14 protein-coding genes are annotated in these 17,111 nt (G+C 63.7%); 8 read left to right on the plus strand and 6 right to left on the minus strand.

What is annotated here, in order from left to right; all coding sequences use genetic code 11:
- Positions 1-6: 6 nt before the first annotated feature.
- From AC5ZGW_RS06535 to AC5ZGW_RS06545, 3 genes are all read left to right on the plus strand, one after another.
- Positions 7-2,478 carry a DNA translocase FtsK gene (locus tag AC5ZGW_RS06535; protein WP_130226312.1) on the plus strand — a complete coding sequence of 824 codons (2,472 nt, stop codon included), beginning with the start codon at positions 7-9 and terminating at the stop codon, positions 2,476-2,478.
- A gap of 151 nt (positions 2,479-2,629) precedes the next feature.
- Entirely contained in the window at positions 2,630-3,433 is an 804-nt protein-coding gene (locus tag AC5ZGW_RS06540) for an outer membrane lipoprotein carrier protein LolA (RefSeq protein ID WP_051396811.1), read from the plus strand.
- Positions 3,434-3,585: 152 nt separating this feature from the next.
- A complete protein-coding gene (locus tag AC5ZGW_RS06545; RefSeq protein WP_028164758.1) occupies positions 3,586-4,401 on the plus strand; it encodes an exodeoxyribonuclease III in 816 nt (271 codons plus the stop codon).
- 134 nt (positions 4,402-4,535) lie between these two features.
- Here AC5ZGW_RS06545 and AC5ZGW_RS06550 read toward each other — a convergent pair whose 3' ends face one another.
- The gene (locus tag AC5ZGW_RS06550; protein WP_028164759.1) at positions 4,536-4,976 is read right to left on the minus strand and encodes a cyclic nucleotide-binding domain-containing protein; all 441 of its coding nucleotides are present in this window, start codon (positions 4,974-4,976) and stop codon (positions 4,536-4,538) included.
- A gap of 41 nt (positions 4,977-5,017) precedes the next feature.
- Positions 5,018-5,704 (minus strand): response regulator transcription factor, encoded by a 687-nt coding sequence (locus AC5ZGW_RS06555; protein WP_027582830.1) that lies wholly within the window; start codon positions 5,702-5,704, stop codon positions 5,018-5,020.
- A 220-nt stretch (positions 5,705-5,924) separates the two neighbouring features.
- Here AC5ZGW_RS06555 and AC5ZGW_RS06560 point away from each other — a divergent pair, with 220 nt between their 5' ends.
- Positions 5,925-6,494: a L,D-transpeptidase family protein gene (locus tag AC5ZGW_RS06560; RefSeq protein WP_130226313.1), complete on the plus strand. Its 570-nt coding sequence runs from the start codon at positions 5,925-5,927 to the stop codon at positions 6,492-6,494.
- Positions 6,495-6,720: 226 nt separating this feature from the next.
- Here AC5ZGW_RS06560 and AC5ZGW_RS06565 read toward each other — a convergent pair whose 3' ends face one another.
- Positions 6,721-7,410 (minus strand): YggS family pyridoxal phosphate-dependent enzyme, encoded by a 690-nt coding sequence (locus AC5ZGW_RS06565; protein ID WP_130226314.1) that lies wholly within the window; start codon positions 7,408-7,410, stop codon positions 6,721-6,723.
- A gap of 249 nt (positions 7,411-7,659) precedes the next feature.
- Here AC5ZGW_RS06565 and AC5ZGW_RS06570 point away from each other — a divergent pair, with 249 nt between their 5' ends.
- The 4 genes from AC5ZGW_RS06570 to holA all read left to right on the plus strand — a co-directional run bounded on the left by AC5ZGW_RS06570 (position 7,660) and on the right by holA (position 14,358).
- The gene (locus AC5ZGW_RS06570) at positions 7,660-9,357 is read left to right on the plus strand and encodes a diguanylate cyclase domain-containing protein (protein WP_130226315.1); all 1,698 of its coding nucleotides are present in this window, start codon (positions 7,660-7,662) and stop codon (positions 9,355-9,357) included.
- 800 nt (positions 9,358-10,157) lie between these two features.
- Entirely contained in the window at positions 10,158-12,782 is a 2,625-nt protein-coding gene (leuS, locus tag AC5ZGW_RS06575; RefSeq protein ID WP_130225497.1) for a leucine--tRNA ligase, read from the plus strand.
- Positions 12,769-13,323: an LPS assembly lipoprotein LptE gene (lptE, locus tag AC5ZGW_RS06580; RefSeq protein WP_028164764.1), complete on the plus strand. Its 555-nt coding sequence runs from the start codon at positions 12,769-12,771 to the stop codon at positions 13,321-13,323. Before leuS ends, lptE begins: the two co-directional genes overlap by 14 nt.
- Positions 13,324-13,329: 6 nt before the next feature.
- Positions 13,330-14,358, plus strand: a complete 1,029-nt coding sequence (gene holA / locus AC5ZGW_RS06585; RefSeq protein WP_130225498.1) for a DNA polymerase III subunit delta — start codon at positions 13,330-13,332, stop codon at positions 14,356-14,358.
- A 107-nt stretch (positions 14,359-14,465) separates the two neighbouring features.
- Here the strand turns inward: holA and AC5ZGW_RS06590 are convergent, their stop codons facing one another.
- The 3 genes from AC5ZGW_RS06590 to rsmG all read right to left on the minus strand — a co-directional run bounded on the left by AC5ZGW_RS06590 (position 14,466) and on the right by rsmG (position 17,055).
- Complete coding sequence (locus AC5ZGW_RS06590; protein WP_165435184.1) at positions 14,466-15,350, minus strand: ParB/RepB/Spo0J family partition protein; 885 nt, start codon at positions 15,348-15,350, stop codon at positions 14,466-14,468.
- A gap of 156 nt (positions 15,351-15,506) precedes the next feature.
- Positions 15,507-16,358: a ParA family protein gene (locus AC5ZGW_RS06595; RefSeq protein WP_130225500.1), complete on the minus strand. Its 852-nt coding sequence runs from the start codon at positions 16,356-16,358 to the stop codon at positions 15,507-15,509.
- 31 nt (positions 16,359-16,389) lie between these two features.
- Positions 16,390-17,055: a 16S rRNA (guanine(527)-N(7))-methyltransferase RsmG gene (gene rsmG, locus AC5ZGW_RS06600; protein WP_130225501.1), complete on the minus strand. Its 666-nt coding sequence runs from the start codon at positions 17,053-17,055 to the stop codon at positions 16,390-16,392.
- Positions 17,056-17,111 lie beyond the last annotated feature (56 nt).

Raw genomic sequence — 17,111 nt, forward strand, 5'->3', positions numbered from 1 at the left:
AAGCGTATGCCAGCGATCGAACGTGTCATTCCCCTGGTCGGCCATCTGCCGGTCCCGATCCGCGAAGCCTTGGAGCGGCGGGTGCGAGAATTCGGCGGGCTGTGCCTGATCACGCTTGCCGGCGTCGCCGCCGCGGCGCTGATGACGTGGTCGGTGCAGGACCCGAGTCTCAGCCACGCCACCTCGCGCCCGATCCGCAACATCCTCGGCTATCCCGGCGCGATCGGCGCCGATCTGTTGATGCAGATCCTGGGCCTCGGCGCCATCATGCTGATCCTCCCCATCGCGGTGTGGGGCTGGCGCATGCTGACGCATCGCGCCTTCGACCGCGAGGCGCTGCGGCTGGCATGCTGGATCCTCACCACCGTGATCGCCGCGGGCTTTGCGAGCTGCTTCCCGCATAATGGCGCCTGGCCATTGCCGACCGGGCTCGGCGGCGTGGTCGGCGATGCGCTGGTTCGCGCGCCGGCGGTGGTGTTCGGCCCGGCCGGCATGATCTATCGCCTGGTGCTCGGCACCATCCTGTTCGTCGCGATGACCGCGAGCTTCCTGTTCGCGAGCGGCTGGGGCGCAAGGGAGAGCGAAGAAGAGCTGACGGCGATCGAGGATCGTGACGAGCCGTTCGTCGAAGAAGACGATGAGGAAGACCGCAGTTCGATCTCGCTCGGCTGGCTGTTCCACGCTGTCATGAGCGCGAAGGCGCGGCTCGGCTGGCTCTTCGGCACCGCCTATCGGTCGCTGGTCTCGAGCGCGCCACAACGCAGCGCAGCCGCGTTCGAGCGGCAGGAGCCCAGTCTCGGCGGCCGTGCCGCGCCGTCCGTGGTGCCGGAGGCGAGCGAGGAATTCGACGAGGAGATCGAAGAGGAAGAGGAACAAGACGAGGAGGAAGAAGCCGAGGAAGCGCCCGTCGCCCGCGCCCCGCGCAAGAAGGCCGAGCCGCGCGCGAAGAAGAAATCGTCCGACAAGTTCGAGCTGCCCTCGGTCTCGGTGCTGTCAGCGCCGAAAGCCGCCGACCGCCAGCCGCAGAGCAAGGCCGAGCTCGAAGCCAATTCGCGCGCGCTCGAAGGCGTGCTGCAGGATTTCGGCGTGCGTGGCGAGATCGTCAAAGCCAATCCGGGTCCGGTCGTGACGCTGTACGAGCTCGAGCCAGCGCCCGGCATCAAGTCGTCGCGCGTGATCGGCCTCGCCGACGACATCGCCCGCTCGATGAGCGCGCTGTCGGCTCGCGTCGCCGTCGTCGCCGGCCGCAACGCCATCGGCATCGAATTGCCGAACCTGCATCGCGAAAAGGTTTACCTGCGCGAACTCCTGGTCGCGAAGGAAGCTATCGACTCGGTGGCAAAGCTGCCGCTCTGCCTCGGCAAGAGCATCGGCGGCGAACCCGTCATCATCGATCTCGCGCGCACGCCGCATATGCTGATCGCCGGCACCACCGGCTCCGGCAAATCGGTCGCGATCAACACCATGATCCTGAGCCTGGTGTATCGGCTGCGCCCCGACCAGTGCCGCCTGATCATGGTCGATCCCAAGATGCTCGAACTCTCCGTCTATGACGGCATCCCGCATCTTTTGACGCCGGTCGTCACCGATCCCAAGAAAGCGGTGGTCGCGCTGAAATGGGCCGTGCGCGAGATGGAGGAGCGCTACAAGAAGATGGCCAAGCTCGGTGTGCGCAACATCGACGGCTACAATGCGCGCCTGGTCGAGGCAAAGGGCAAGGGCGAAGAGCTGACGCGCACCGTGCACACCGGTTTCGACAAGGAGACCGGCAAGGCGATCTACGAGGAGGAGAAGCTCGACCTCGATCCGTTGCCCTACATCGTCATCATCGTCGACGAGATGGCCGACCTGATGATGGTCGCCGGCAAGGACATCGAAGGCGCGGTGCAGCGCCTGGCGCAGATGGCGCGCGCCGCCGGCCTGCATGTGATCCTCGCCACGCAGCGTCCTTCGGTCGACGTCATTACCGGCACCATCAAGGCCAACTTCCCGACCCGCATCGCCTTCCAGGTCACCTCGAAGATCGACAGCCGCACGATCCTGGGCGAGATGGGCGCCGAGCAACTGCTGGGGCAGGGCGACATGCTCTACATGGCCGGCGGCGGCCGCATCAGCCGCGTGCACGGCCCGTTTGCCTCCGACGACGAAGTCGAGAAGGTGGTGCGCCACCTGAAGACGCAGGGCGCCCCGGAGTATCTGGAAGCCGTTACCGCCGAAGAGCCGACCGACGAGGACGGCGCGGTATTCGACTCCACCGGCATGGGCGGGGACGGCGGCGGCGGCGACCTCTATGCGCAGGCGGTGGCGATCGTGAAACGCGACCGCAAGGCCTCGACATCCTATATTCAACGGCGGCTGCAGATCGGCTACAACCGCGCCGCCTCATTGATGGAGCGGATGGAACTCGAGGGCGTTGTCGGCCAGGCCAATCATGCCGGCAAGCGCGAGGTCCTGATCGAAGAAGAAGGCAGCATGTGATCCTGCCCCGAGAATTTCACGGAAAAGCGATATCCCCGCGGCATTACCCACGGTAAACTCAGGCATGATCCGGAAAAGTGGGCACCGGTTTTCCGAAAAGATCATGCCCCTAAAGTCGGAACACGCGTTGCATCAGAATCCGAAATACCGAATGGCCAAACAGCACGTCCATCGCGCCATCCATTCCGGATTGGCGATCCTGATCGCCACGTCGATCGCCGGCGCCGCGCCCTCATCGGCGCAGAACGTGCCGGTGCCGAAGCCCGCGCCGAAGGGCCGCGATGGCACGCAGATGAGCGCGCAGGAACAGAGAGGCCCCGCGACGACAGGCTCGACACAGACGCCGCCGACCCCTGTCATCCCCGATCCGCGCCGCAACGTTCCCGCCAGCATCTTCACGACGTTCGATGCCAACCAGAAGGCGCAGGCCGCGAGGATCAGCAGCTATCTCTCCTCGCTGCAATCGCTCGCCGGCAGTTTCGTGCAGGTCGGCCCCGACGGCTCCAAGACCAAGGGCGATTTCTATATCCAGAAGCCCGGCAAGGTGCGCTTCGAATATGAGCCGCCAAGCCCGATCGACATCGTCGCCGACGGCTCCTCGGTCGCGGTGCGCGACCGCAAGCTCGCCACGCAGGATATCTATCCGCTGTCGCAGACGCCGCTGCGCTATCTGTTATCCGACCGCATCGACCTGATGAAGGACACCAACGTCGTCAGCGTCACCGCCGACGATGTCTTCGTCTCGATCATCATCGAGGAGAAGCAGGCGCTGATCGGCACCAGCCGGTTGATGCTGATGGTCGGCGCCAAGGACGGCCAGCTCAAGCAATGGACCATCACCGATCCGCAGGGCTACGACACCACCGTCGCCGTCTACAATCTCGATTCCACCAGGAAGATCGATCCGGGCCTGTTCAAGATCGATTTTACCAACTACGCGACCCCGCCGGGCTAGCGAGTTCGCTGGATTGTAGGGTGGGCAAAGCGCAGCGTGCCCACCATCAACACGCCGACGTAAATGGTGGGCACGCTTCGCTTTGCCCACCCTACGCGTCCCCTGTGGACAATCCTATCCACCGCCGCAATCCATGCTAAGACGCAGTTCCCATGCGTCTCTCCCTCACAACCTGGAACATCAATTCGGTGCGCCTGCGCATCGATCTCGTCGCCAAGTTCATCAAGCAGGCGCGGCCGGACGTGCTCTGCCTGCAAGAGACCAAATGCATCGACGACGCCTTTCCGTTGAAGCGGTTCAAACGGCTTGGCTATGAGCATGTCGCGCTGAACGGGCAAAAGGGCTATCACGGCGTCGCCATCATCTCGAAAGTGCCGTTCGAGAAGACCGACATCCGCACCTTCTGCGACAAGATCGATTCCCGCCACATCTCGGTCGAGTTCGGCGACAAGGCACAATTGTCAAAGCCGCTGGTGCTGCATAATTTCTATGTGCCGGCCGGCGGCGACATCCCCGATCCCGCACTCAATCCGAAATTCGAGCACAAGCTGCAATTCCTCGACGAGATGAAAGCCTGCGAGCCCTTGCATCCGCGCGGCGACGACCGTCACGTCCTGGTCGGCGATCTCAACGTGGCCCCGCACGAGAACGACGTGTGGTCGCACAAGCAGCTCCTGAAGGTCGTCTCGCACACCCCGATCGAAACCGAGAAGCTGCTCGCAGCGCAGGTGCATGGCGAATGGTTCGACGTCGCACGCGAGCGCATTCCACTGTCGGAGAAAGTCTACACCTGGTGGAGCTATCGCGCCGCCGACTGGACCGTCGGCGACCGCGGCCGCCGGCTCGACCACATCTGGGTCTCGCGCGCGCTGAAGGACAGCGTCACGGATTTCAGGATCACCCGCGACGCGCGCGGCTGGGAGCGTCCGTCGGACCACGTGCCGGTGACGGTGACGTTGGAGGTGTAGCTGACCGTCGTCCCGGGCTTGACCCGGGACCCATAACCACAGGCTTTTGTGGTGTGCTCCGCCGCAACCACTTGCTTCCGCCACAACGGCTGCCTGTGGTTATGGGTCCTCGCTTTCGCGAGGACGACAGGGAGCTACGAACTCAACTTCCCGCCCGCCACCACGATATCGCTGGCAAGCTGGCTGGTGCGGGTGGCGAATTCGTCGCGCAGCCTTCGCGCCGCGGCGGGATCGCTTTCCAGCACGCGTTGAAACAGGCTGCGCGAAATTCGAACACAGGTGGCGCGCTCCAGCGCGGTCGCGGTCGACGGCCGCTTCATCGGCACGATCAGCGCGAGCTCGCCGATCAGCGCGCCGGGGCCTGCGATGATCTCGGCACCGCCATCTTCCACGCGGAAAGCGCCGCGCTGCACGACATAACCCGCATCCGCCTGGTCGCCGGCATGGAAAATAACGTCGCCGGGTTCGAAATTTCGCTGTTCGGAGCCGATCGCAAGCATGCGCAAAGCAGTATCCCCCAGCAGGCGCAAGGTGGAGACGCGTTCGAGCAGCGCTACGTCATCTTCGATCGACATTCAGGCCGGTGACCGGGGATACGATTCGGTCGCGAATCGTATCACGGCACCAGTTTGTAGCCACCGGCTTCCGTCACCAGGATCTCGGGATTGGCGGCATCTTTCTCGATCTTCTGCCGGAGCCGGTAAATATGCGTTTCCAGCGTATGGGTGGTGACGCCCGAATTGTAGCCCCAGACCTCCTGCAGCAGCGTCTCGCGCGACACCGGCATCTGGCCGGCGCGGTAGAGGAAGCGCAGGATCGCGGTCTCCTTCTCGGTCAGCCGCACTTTCCGCGCATTGGCGGCGGTCAGCATCTTCGAGCCGGGCCGAAAGCTGTAGGGACCGACGGAGAACACCGCGTCTTCGCTCGCCTCGTGCTGGCGGAGCTGCGCGCGGATCCGGGCCAGCAGCACCGCGAAGCGGAAGGGCTTTGCCACATAATCATTGGCGCCGGATTCGAGGCCAAGGATGGTGTCCGAATCGGTGTCATGGCCGGTCAGCATGATGATCGGCGCCTTGAAGCCGCCTTTGCGCAAGGACCGCACCACCTCGCGGCCATCGGTATCGGGAAGGCCCACATCCATCAGGACCAGATCGGGAGAGTTGGTCTTGGCGGCGCTGGCGCCCTTGGCGCCGGTATCGACTGCGGAGGCTTCGAATTCCTCGTGAAGGGAAAGTTGCTCGACCAGCGTGTCACGCAGGTCGGTGTCGTCATCCACGATCAAAATCTTGCGGGCATTGGCCATAGGAACGATCCTCTTGGAGGCAGGCAGCAGCGGACACAAGCGGACAGCGCTTTGGCCGAGACTTGATGGCGAGACTCGCTGTGTAGGTAGTCGTTCATTACCGATTCACAAGCCGATCACAGTCTATCCCAAATCAGCAGCCGATTGGATGAATGTGCTGTAATCCCGCCAGATAGAACAATCGGGGCCGGGCAGGCAAGGCGCGGGCTTTTTGATTCACATGAGAAGTTCCAGTTTTTCAATCACTTATGAGACAACCGCGCGTGATCGGCCGTTGTCCCTGGTCCGCGTCCAACCCGCCGCCGGTAACCCGTGCCGGGGGTGGCTGACCGCCGACGGTTGGTCGGTACCGGTTGCACTTGGCCGGGGCGGCATCCTCGCGAATAAGCGCGAGGGCGACGGCGGCACCCCTAGGGGTGTCTTCCGCCCCCGACAATTATGGTGGCGGGCGGACCGCTCCCCGCGACCGGCGAGCTTCCTGCCCACCCGTGCCATTCGGCCCGAGGACGCCTGGTGCGAGGACCCGCGGGACCGCCATTACAACCGGCCGGTGCGGCTGACCCGCGAGCAGAACGGCGACCGGCTGACGCGCGAGGATCGTCTCTACGACTTCATCATCGAGATCGACCACAACACCACCCCGCGCATCGCCGGCCGCGGCAGCGCGGTGTTCCTGCATCTGGCCCGTCCAAATTTCGCGCCGACCGCCGGCTGCGTCTCGATGACCAAATCCTCGATGCTGCGGCTATTACGGCGAATGAGCCCGCAGACGCGGATCGTGATTGGTTAGAGGGCAGGTAGATCTGTGACCCGCGGCCCGCTCTTAGACCCTCATGGTGAGGAGCGCGCAGCGCGTCTCCCGGACGATGCTGCGCATCGCTCGGAGAACCATGGGGCCCCGCCGGTGGCCTCGCCCTTCGAGACGGCCGCTTCGCGGCCTCCTCAGGGTAAGGAGATAGATTGGAGCTCACGGCCCTCTTCGCATTATTGCGCGCGAACGCAATGCAACCACGCAGCTATCTTGCCCCAAAAATCGCAGACCCCACGCGCACATGGGTCGCGCCCATCTGGATCGCTGTGGCGAAATCGGCGCTCATGCCCATCGAGAGATTCGTCAGGCCGTTGCGCGCGGCGATCTTGGCCGTCAGCGCGAAGTGCGGGGCAGGGGGGTCGTTCACCGGCGGGATGCACATCAGGCCCGAGATCGAAAGCCCGTAATGCTCGCGGCAGCGCGCGATGAAGGCATCGGCCTCGGACGGGGAAATGCCGGCCTTCTGCGGCTCCTCGCCGGTATTGATCTGGATGAACAATTGCGGCTGCCGGTTCTGGTTTTTGATTTCCTTGGCTAACGCTTCGCAAATGCTGGGGCGGTCCACCGAATGGATGGCATCGAACAGCGCCACCGCCTCCTTCGCCTTGTTGGATTGCAACGGTCCGATCAGATGCAGCACGATGTCGGGATGGGCCTGCATCAAGGCAGGCCACTTCGTCTTGGCTTCCTGCACGCGATTCTCGCCGAAAACGCGCTGTCCGGCCGCGATGACGGGCGAAATCGCATCCGCATTGAATGTTTTCGACACCGCGATCAACGTCACCGAGCCACGATCGCGACGCGCATCCTTGCAGGCGCGCGCGATTTCCTCCTCGACTTCTGCGAGACCGTTTGGTGAATGCGCGGTTAGCGCCGCTGTGTTTTCCGGTGTCATGTCATCTACCAACGCAGGCTAGAGCATTTTCGGTTCTGATTGAATCAGAACCGAAGCTCTAGATTCTTGATTTGACGCGTTTTCTACGCAGATAAGTCTACGCAATCTGCGTAAACTTGATTGCTACGCGAACCGGTATCCACTCCGCTCGAAAACGCTTTAGCGGAGGTTCCCTCGAATTTTATCAAATCCGGGAAAGCCTTCTTGAACCCTTCGTTCTACCTTCACCAGTGGGGCTAGGGGACATTAATGTCTAAAATTAATTTCAACCGCCACCGCGCCAAACTCAAGACTCTTCTGGGTATCCGCGGGCGGCTGGCGCTGCTTGCGCTGTTGCTGGTGGCGCCCATGATGCTGGACCGCGTCCGCACCCTGGAGGATTCGCGGGCCAAGCAGATCGCACACGCCGCCGAGGAATTCGCCGCGCTCGCCGCACACAGCGCCGACGCCCAGCGCGAGGTCATCTCCTCGGTCGAGACGGTGCTGAAATCCGCCGCCTATATCCGTGCCTCCGCCGGCGGCATCGGCAAGAGCTGCGAGATCCTGCGCGCCAGCGTGCCCGCCAACATGCCATGGATCCGCAGCCTGATGTTTCTCGGCAGCGACAACCGGATCCAGTGCTCGACCGACAACGCCTATGTCGGCATCGATCTCAGCGACCGGCCCTATGTGACCGAAGCGAGAAGGCGCCGGGAATTTGTCTTGAGCGATTTGATCGTGAGCCGCCCCACCAATACACCGGTCGTGATGGCCGCTTACCCGGTGGCGGCCGTCAACAGTGAAACCGACTCGGTGGTTCTGGCCGCGATCAATCTGGACTGGATGTCCAAGATCATGAGCAATTACGGCGGACGTGCCGGTGTTTCCTCCGTCTTGGTCGACAGCACTGGCACGGTTCTCGCGGCACCGCTGGATCAGGCAAGCATGATCGGCCGCTCGCTGGACACCGTGCCGCTGATGTCCGCGGTCGCGGACAAGGCGCTTAGTTATGGTGAGTCCTCCGGCTCGATGTCCTTTACCGCGGCGGATGGCACGAACCGCACGATCAGCTTTGCCCGCATTCCCGGCACACGCTCGCGGCTGATCGTCAGCATCGACGAAGCCAAGGTGACGGCGGCGATCGATCGCGATATCCGCACCGCCTATCTGCAGCTCGGCTTCGTCTGCCTGCTCGTGCTGTTCGGTGCGCTGGTCGGCGCGGAAAAATTGATCATCCATCCGATCGACGTGATGACCCGCACGGCCAAGCGCTTCGGCGAGGGCGACTGGTCGGTCCGCGTCGCCAAGAACAAGCTGCCCGCGGAGTTCGTTCCGCTGGCCCGCGCCTTCAATGCGATGGCCGCGCAGCTCAGCCAGCGCGAACGCGACCTGGTCGCGACCAACGACCGCCTGACGGTGATGGCCTCGATCGACATGCTCTCGGGGCTCGCCAACCGCCGGGGCTTCCAGAGCCGGCTCGATTTCGAGTGGATGAAGGCGCAGCAATATGATTGCGAGCTGTCGCTCCTGATGATCGATGTCGATCATTTCAAGCTCTACAACGACACCTACGGCCATCCCGAAGGCGATGCCTGCCTGACCAGGCTCGGCGAGACGCTCTCCGGCATCGCCGCCAATACGCTGGGCTTCGCCTGCCGCTATGGCGGCGAGGAATTCTGCCTGCTGTTGCCGAACACCGGTGCCGCACGCGCAAAAGAGATCGGCGAGATCGTGCGCGCCACGGTGCAGGATCTCCGCCTGCCGCACGCAACCTCCAGCTACCAGATCGTCACCGCCAGCGTCGGCGTCGCCTGCACCAAGCCAGGCCCGGCGCTCCTCCCCGGTGACCTGATCGAAGCCGCCGACGCCGCCCTCTACGCCGCCAAACATCTCGGCCGCAACACCGTCGTCGAACACGGCCTGGTGCGAGGCTCGAAGGGTGCGGCAGCGATGGCGATGGCGAGCTAACTTCGCTGCTGTCATTCGGGCGCGACGACGTCACCACATCCTCTGTCATTCCGGGGCGCGCCTCTTGGCGCGAGCTCGGAATCCATTTCGCCGCATCCTTCCTGGCTGGATGGATTCCGGGTTCGTCCTTCGGACGCCCCGGAATGACGGCGGAGAAAAATTCGCAAGCAATTCCAACCTGATTTGTCTCGTCCAGCCCTCGCACAAAAAACATTCCGCTTCCGCCGTCGGGCAAATCAGCACTATGACTGCGCGCGTCTCACGGCGGATGAGGGGCGGGTCGCGATCGTCACGAACGTTGCGGTGAGATGCGGTGGACGCGGGTGTCACGACTGACGAGCGTGGCATTCACGGACGGCGAAGTCGTGTGGTCCTGGCGCCCCGACGCTGGCGCTAAATCTCTTGCGCGAACAACTTCGCGCGAGAGGTGACGGTGGCAAGAAAGCCCGGTCACCGAGGAGAGCACGAAGGAAACCGTTAAAACCATCGCGCAGGGAAAGCCGGAATGCTTCGGTTGAACCTGTGGTCCTAACCCCGTGCTTTTTTGTTGCACGGGACCCACGGGTGCAACCAGCACCCGGCTTTCCCTGCGCCCTCTATTCGATGCGAGGGCGAAAAGTGAAACAAAGCTCGGGCATCTCCTGCCGCGAGAATGCAGACCTATATCTGCTGAGCCGGCACGTTATGCCGTACCGTCAAGGGCCGTCACGAGTGCCCCAACCCGTTGACCCCGCAGCCAATTCTATGGCCTAGTCCGCCGTCTTCTAAACGGCCGAAAAGCCCCTCAAGAGCCCTGCTCCATGACCTCCGAACGTTACAACGCCCGTGAAACCGAGCCGCGCTGGCAGCGCCAGTGGGACGAGAGGGCGATCTTTGCGTCGAAAAACGACGATCCGCGGCCGAAATACTATGTGCTCGAGATGTTCCCGTACCCTTCCGGGCGCATTCATATCGGCCATGTCCGGAACTACACGCTCGGCGACGTGCTGGCCCGCTACATGCGCGCCAAGGGGCTCAACGTGCTGCACCCGATGGGCTGGGACGCGTTCGGCCTGCCGGCGGAGAACGCCGCGATCGAGCGCAAGGTGGCGCCGAAGGCGTGGACCTACGACAACATCGCGGCGATGAAGAAGCAGCTTCGCTCGATCGGGCTGTCGCTGGACTGGTCACGCGAGTTCGCGACCTGCGACCCCAGCTACTACAAGCATCAGCAGAAGATGTTCCTGGATTTCCTGCGCGCCGGCCTCGTCGAGCGCGAGAAGCGCAAGGTCAACTGGGACCCAGTCGACATGACCGTGCTCGCGAACGAGCAGGTGATCGACGGCCGCGGCTGGCGCTCGGGCGCTGTCGTCGAGCAGCGCGAGATGAACCAGTGGGTCTTCAAGATCACGAAGTACTCGCAGGAGCTCTTGGACGCGCTGGACGGGCTGGATCGCTGGCCCGACAAGGTGCGGCTGATGCAGCGCAATTGGATCGGCCGCTCCGAGGGACTCTTGATCCGCTTCGCGCTGGATCCCACAACCACGCCGGACGGCGAGCGCGAATTGAAGATTTTCACGACGCGGCCCGACACGTTGTTCGGCGCCAAGTTCATGGCGATCTCGGCGAACCATCCGCTGGCGCAGGCCGCGGCGGCAAAGAATCCGAAGCTTGCCGAGTTCATCACGGAGGTCAAACGGATCGGCACCGCGCAGGAAGTCATCGACACCGCCGAGAAGCAGGGTTTTGACACCGGCATCAAGGCGATCCATCCGTTCGATCCGAACTGGAAATTGCCGGTCTATGTCGCGAATTTCGTGCTGATGGAATACGGCACCGGCGCCATCTTCGGCTGCCCGGCGCACGACCAGCGCGACCTCGACTTCGTCAACAAATACGATCTCGGCAACACGCCTGTTGTCTGTCCGGAGGGGCAGGATCCGAAGACGTTCGTGATCACCGACACCGCCTATGACGGTGACGGCCGCATGATCAATTCGCGCTTTCTGGACGGCATGACCATCGAGCAGGCGAAGGAAGAAGTCGCGAAGCGGCTGGAGAGCGAGATTCGCGGCAACGCGCCCGTCGGCGAGCGCCAGGTGAACTTCCGCCTGCGCGACTGGGGCATTTCGCGCCAGCGCTATTGGGGCTGCCCGATCCCGATCATCCATTGCCCGAAATGCGACGTCGTGCTCGTGCCCGACAGCGCGCTGCCGGTAACGCTGCCGGAGGACGCGACCTTCGACAAGCCTGGCAATGCGCTCGACCACCATCCGAGCTGGAAGCACGTCACCTGCCCGCAATGCGGCGGGCCGGCACAGCGTGAGACCGACACCATGGACACCTTCGTGGATTCGTCCTGGTACTTCGCGCGCTTCACCGATCCCTGGAACGAGACATCGCCGACCACGCCTGAAGTCGCCAACCGGATGATGCCGGTCGATCAGTATATCGGCGGCGTCGAGCACGCGATCCTGCATCTGCTCTACAGCCGCTTTTTCACCCGCGCGATGAAGGCGACGGGCCACATCGCGATGGATGAGCCGTTCGCCGGCATGTTCACGCAAGGGATGGTGGTGCACGAGACCTACCAGAAGGCCGACGGTACCTACGTGATGCCGGCGGACGTGAAGATCGAGGTCGTCGGCAGCGAGCGGCGCGCGACGACGATCGACACCGGTGAGGCGATCACGATCGGCCCGATCGAGAAGATGTCGAAGTCGAAGAAGAACACGGTCGACCCCGACGACATTATCGCGACCTATGGCGCCGACGTCGCGCGCTGGTTCATGCTGTCGGACTCCCCGCCGGATCGCGATGTGATCTGGAGCGACGAGCGGGTGCAAGGCGCGGCACGCTTCGTGCAGCGGCTGTGGCGGCTGGTGAATGAATCCGCCGAGATCGCGAAGGGTGCCCCAGTGGCCCGGCCGGCGTCATTCACCCCCGAGGCGCTCGTCTTGCGCAAGGCCGCCCATGGCGCGCTGGACAAGGTGTCCTCCGGGATCGAGCGGCTGCATTTCAATGTCTGCCTCGCCCATATCCGGGAATTCGCCAATGCGCTCGCCGAGACCCTGGCCAAGGGCGGCAAGCCTGCCCCCGACGTCGCCTGGGCGGTCCGGGAGGCCGCGGTCATCCTTGTTCAACTGTTCGCGCCCATGATGCCGCACCTCGCCGAGGAATGCTGGCAGGTTCTGGGCCAGGAGGGGCTGATTTCGGAGGCTTCCTGGCCGCAAATCGAACGCGATTTGCTGGTTGAAGACAGCGTGACCCTGGTGGTCCAGGTCAACGGCAAGAAGCGGGGTGATGTTACCGTGCCACGGGCGGCGGAAAATGCTGAGATCGAGGCTGCCGTTCTGGCGCTTGATGCGGTAAAAGCCGCCTTGGACGGCAAGCCCGTCCGCAAGGTGATCGTGGTGCCCATGAGGATCGTGAATGTCGTCGGCTAGGATCCGGATCGCTCTCCGGCTCGTCGCGGTGGCCGCTTTGGCTGCGGTGACGGCAGGTTGTTTCCAGCCGATGTATGCCGAGCATACCGACGGCACGCCGGCGTTGCGCGAGAAGCTGATGGGCGTCGAGCTCCCGCCAATCAACGACAAGCCGAACGCGTCCCGCGAGGCCCGCATCGGCGTGGAAGTCCGCAATGCGCTGGCGTTCAAACTCTATGGCAACGCCACCGGCATGCCGCCGACCCATCGGTTGGTGATCCGCTTCACGACCAGCCGCTCCTCGCTGATGATCGATCCGAACACGGCGCTGCCGACCGGCGAGAATTTTGGCATCGACGCGCAATACAACCTGGTCGAGATCGCCTCCAACAAGTCGGTGATGACGGGCTCCACCTTCTCGCGGGTGTCCTACGACATGCCGGGCTCCTACCAGCGCTTCACCCGCACGCGCGCGTTGCGCGACGCCGAAGATCGCGCCGCGCAGGAGATCGCGGACAACATCAATACCCGGCTGGCGTCCTTCTTCACCGCCGGGACCTGATCGCCGTTGGTCGCGCTCCGCGGAAAAGAGATCGACGCCTTCCTCGCCCGGCCCGATCCCGGCCGTCCGATCATCCTGCTCTACGGCCCCGATGCCGGCCTGGTGCGCGAGCGCGCCGACGCGCTGATGGCATCCGCGGTCGACGACCCCAACGATCCGTTCTCTCTGGTCCGCCTCGACGGCGACGACCTCGCCGCCGAGCCTTCGCGTTTGGTGGATGAAGCGATGACGGTGCCGCTGTTCGGCGGACGGCGCGCGATCCGCGTTCGCGCCGGCTCGCGCAATTTTGCCAGCGGCGTCGAGACGCTGACGGATTCGCCGGTGAACGACTGCCGCATCGTGATCGAGGCCGGCGACATCAGGCCGGATTCGCCGCTGCGCAAGATCTGCGAGCGCGCCAAGAATGCGGTAGCGATCGGCTGCTATCCCGACACTGAGCGCGATCTCGCCAAGCTGATCGACGACGAACTCAAGGCATCCGGCCTGCGCATCGCGCAAGATGCCCGTGCCGTGCTGATGTCATTGCTCGGCGGCGACCGCCAGGCTTCGCGCAACGAAGTGCGCAAGCTCACGCTCTACGCCCACGGCAAAGGCGAGGTCACGCTTGAGGACGTGATGACCGTGGTGTCCGACGCGTCCGAGCTGAAACTCGATCCGATCGTGGACAGTGCCTTCGCCGGCAATGCCGCCGCGGTCGAGACGGAGTTTGCGAAAGCGATGGTCGCCGGCACCTATCCCGGCGTCATCATCGCTGCCGCGCAGCGCCAGGCGGCCTGGCTGCACAAATCGGCGCTGGCGATTGCCGATGGTGCGCCGGCCGCGTCGGTACTGGAGGGCGGATACCCGCGATTGCATTTCTCGCGGAAAGGTGCCGTCGAAATCGCACTCCGCAATTTCAGCCCGCAGCGGCTGGTCGGCATCATCGAGCAGCTCGGCACCGCGGCGCTCGATATGCGCAAGCAGAATTCGCTTGCCGCCGTGATCGCGCAACGCACCTTGCTCTCGATCGCCGCGAATGCGCGACGGCGGGGATGAGACGCGATGCACCCCAAGGCGTCATTGCGAGCGAAGCGAAGCAATCCATATTTTCCCATGCGGAGAGATGGATTGCTTCGTCGCTATCGCTCCTCGCAATGACGAGACTAACCGCCCTCGAGCCGCCGCATCACCTCGTCTAGCTGCTCGAGACTGCGGTAGCTGATCTGCACGGAGCCGCCGGGGTCGCGGTGGTTGACACTGACGGTCAGGCCCAGCGCATCGGAGACGCGCTTCTCTAGCGCGAGCGTGTCCGGGTCCTTCTCGTTGCCGGCGGCGCCGCCGCGCGCCTTCTGAGGCTTGCGCACCGGCACGCCCTCGTCATGTGCCAGCGCTTCGGCCTGGCGCACGTTGAGACCTTCGGCGACGATGCGCTTGGCGGCTGCGAGCGGATCGGGCACGCCGATCAGCGCTCGCGCATGGCCTGCGGACAATTCGCCGCTGGCGATGAAGGCCTGCACCTCGGCGGGCAGCTTCGTCAGCCGCATCATGTTGGCGACATGGCTGCGGCTCTTGCCGACATCCCGCGCGATATCTTCCTGACTGCGCTTGAACTCGTTGGCGAGCGCATGATAGCCCTGCGCCTCTTCCATCGGGTTGAGGTCTTCGCGCTGCACGTTCTCGATGATCATCATCTCGAGCGCGTCACTATCGTTGACCTCGATCGGGACGATCGGCACCTCGTGCAGGCCGGCGAGCTGGGAGGCGCGCCAGCGCCGCTCGCCGGCGATGATTTCGTACCGGTCCTGCGCGCCCTTGACCGGCCGCACCACGATCGGCTGGATCACGCCGCGCTGCTTGATCGAATCGGCGAGCTCACGGAGCTCGGCATCGGCGAAGCTGCGGCGCGGATTGCGTGGGTTGGCCTTGAGGAATTCGATCGGCACCTTGCGCTGCGTGCGCGGCCGCTCGACATGCGCGGCCTCGCCGCCGACGTCCCCGATCAGACTTGCAAGCCCACGGCCCAGTCGCGAACGCGCTTCGTCGGCCATTGTCGCCAGCTCCCTTGGATTCACGTAGCAAACTCCGGAATTCGAATTTCAGATCGGTCGGATCGTAGGATGGGTAGAGCGCCGCGAAACCCATCGCGCTCCTCGCATGGAAAGATGATGGGTTTCGCCGCGCGCTACCCATCCTACGAATGGTCCTTAATTCGTGCGCAACTCGCGTTCGCGCTGGATCACTTCGGTGGCGAGCTTCAGATAGGCTTCGCTGCCGACGCATTTGAGGTCGTAGACCAGCACCGGCTTGCCGTAGGACGGCGCCTCGGAGATGCGCACGTTGCGCGGGATCATGGTGTTGTAGACCTTGCTGCCCATGAACTGCCGGACGTCGGCGACGACCTGGTTCGACAGATTGTTGCGGGAGTCGAACATCGTCAGCACGATGCCGTGGATCGACAGGTTCGGGTTGAGCGTCGAGCGCACCTGCTCGACCGTCTGCAAGAGCTGCGACAGACCTTCGAGCGCGAAGAACTCGCACTGCAGCGGCACCAGGATCGCGTCCGACGCCGCCATCGCGTTCACGGTCAGCAGGTTGAGCGACGGCGGACAGTCGATCAGCACATAAGTGTAATCGGCATCCGGCGAGGTGTTGTTGTTGAGCCCCGCGATCGCGTCGCGCAGGCGGAACGCGCGGCCCGGCGTCGTGCCGAGTTCAAGCTCGAGGCCGGAGAGATCCATGGTCGAGGGCGCTATGTGAAGCCGTGGCACCGCGGTCGCCACGACCGCCTCGCGCAGCGGCGCCTCGCCGATCAGAACGTCATAGGTCGAGCAGCCCCGATTGCGCCGGTCGATGCCGAGCCCGGTCGATGCGTTGCCCTGCGGATCGAGATCAACGACCAGGACCCGCTCGCCGATGGCTGCGAGTGCCGTCCCGAGATTGATCGCTGTGGTTGTCTTGCCGACGCCCCCTTTTTGGTTGGCAAGCGACAAGATGCGTGGATGGCCAGCCGGTTGTGGCGCCCTATCCTCTTGATAAATCTCGTCAATTACGGTCATAGCGTTGCCCTGATAATCCCCTGCGTAAAGCTCAACGGCGCCCGATGGAGCTAAGCTCGACAATCCAGCCGTGTCCGCCGGTCCGACTCGGATGAAGCTGCGGCTCAATTTTCCAATATTTAGTGGCTTCGGTCAATTCGGCCTCTACATCTTGGCCTTTGAGAAACAGCGCTTTTGCACCCTTTCGCACCAGCGGTTCCGCGAAGCCGATGAGCTGATGTAGCGGAGCCAGCGCTCGCGCGGTCACGCAATCGATCGGGCCGCTGATTCTTTCCACAATATCCCCGATGTCAGCCAGATGCACCGTCCCCGGCGCCGCTGTCACCCGCAGTGCTTCGCGGAGAAAGGCCGCTTTCTTAGCGTTGCGCTCGACCATGTGGACGCTAGTGCTAGGCGTATCGGCGAGCGCGCAGGCGAGCACGACACCGGGAAAGCCGCCGCCGCTGCCGAGGTCGACCCAGACCTTGGCAGTTGGAGCGAGGTCGAGCAATTGCAGCGAATCAGCGATGTGGCGGGTCCAGAGTTCGGGAAGCGTCGACGGCGCAACGAGATTGGTCTTGGCCTGCCACTCCAGGAGAAGCGCGACGTAGCGGTCGAGCCGGGCTTCCGTTTCACGTGAAACGGGGGCGAGGGCGAGGGCCGCCCTCTTGTCGGCAGCTGCGCTCGGTAGCGCTCTGTTTAGCGATGCTTTGACCATGATTCGCAATGTCAGTCGGAAGCCAGGTTGTCATTGCGAGCGCAGCGAAGCAATCC

It is taken from the genome of Bradyrhizobium sp. Crot121, assembly GCF_059512385.1.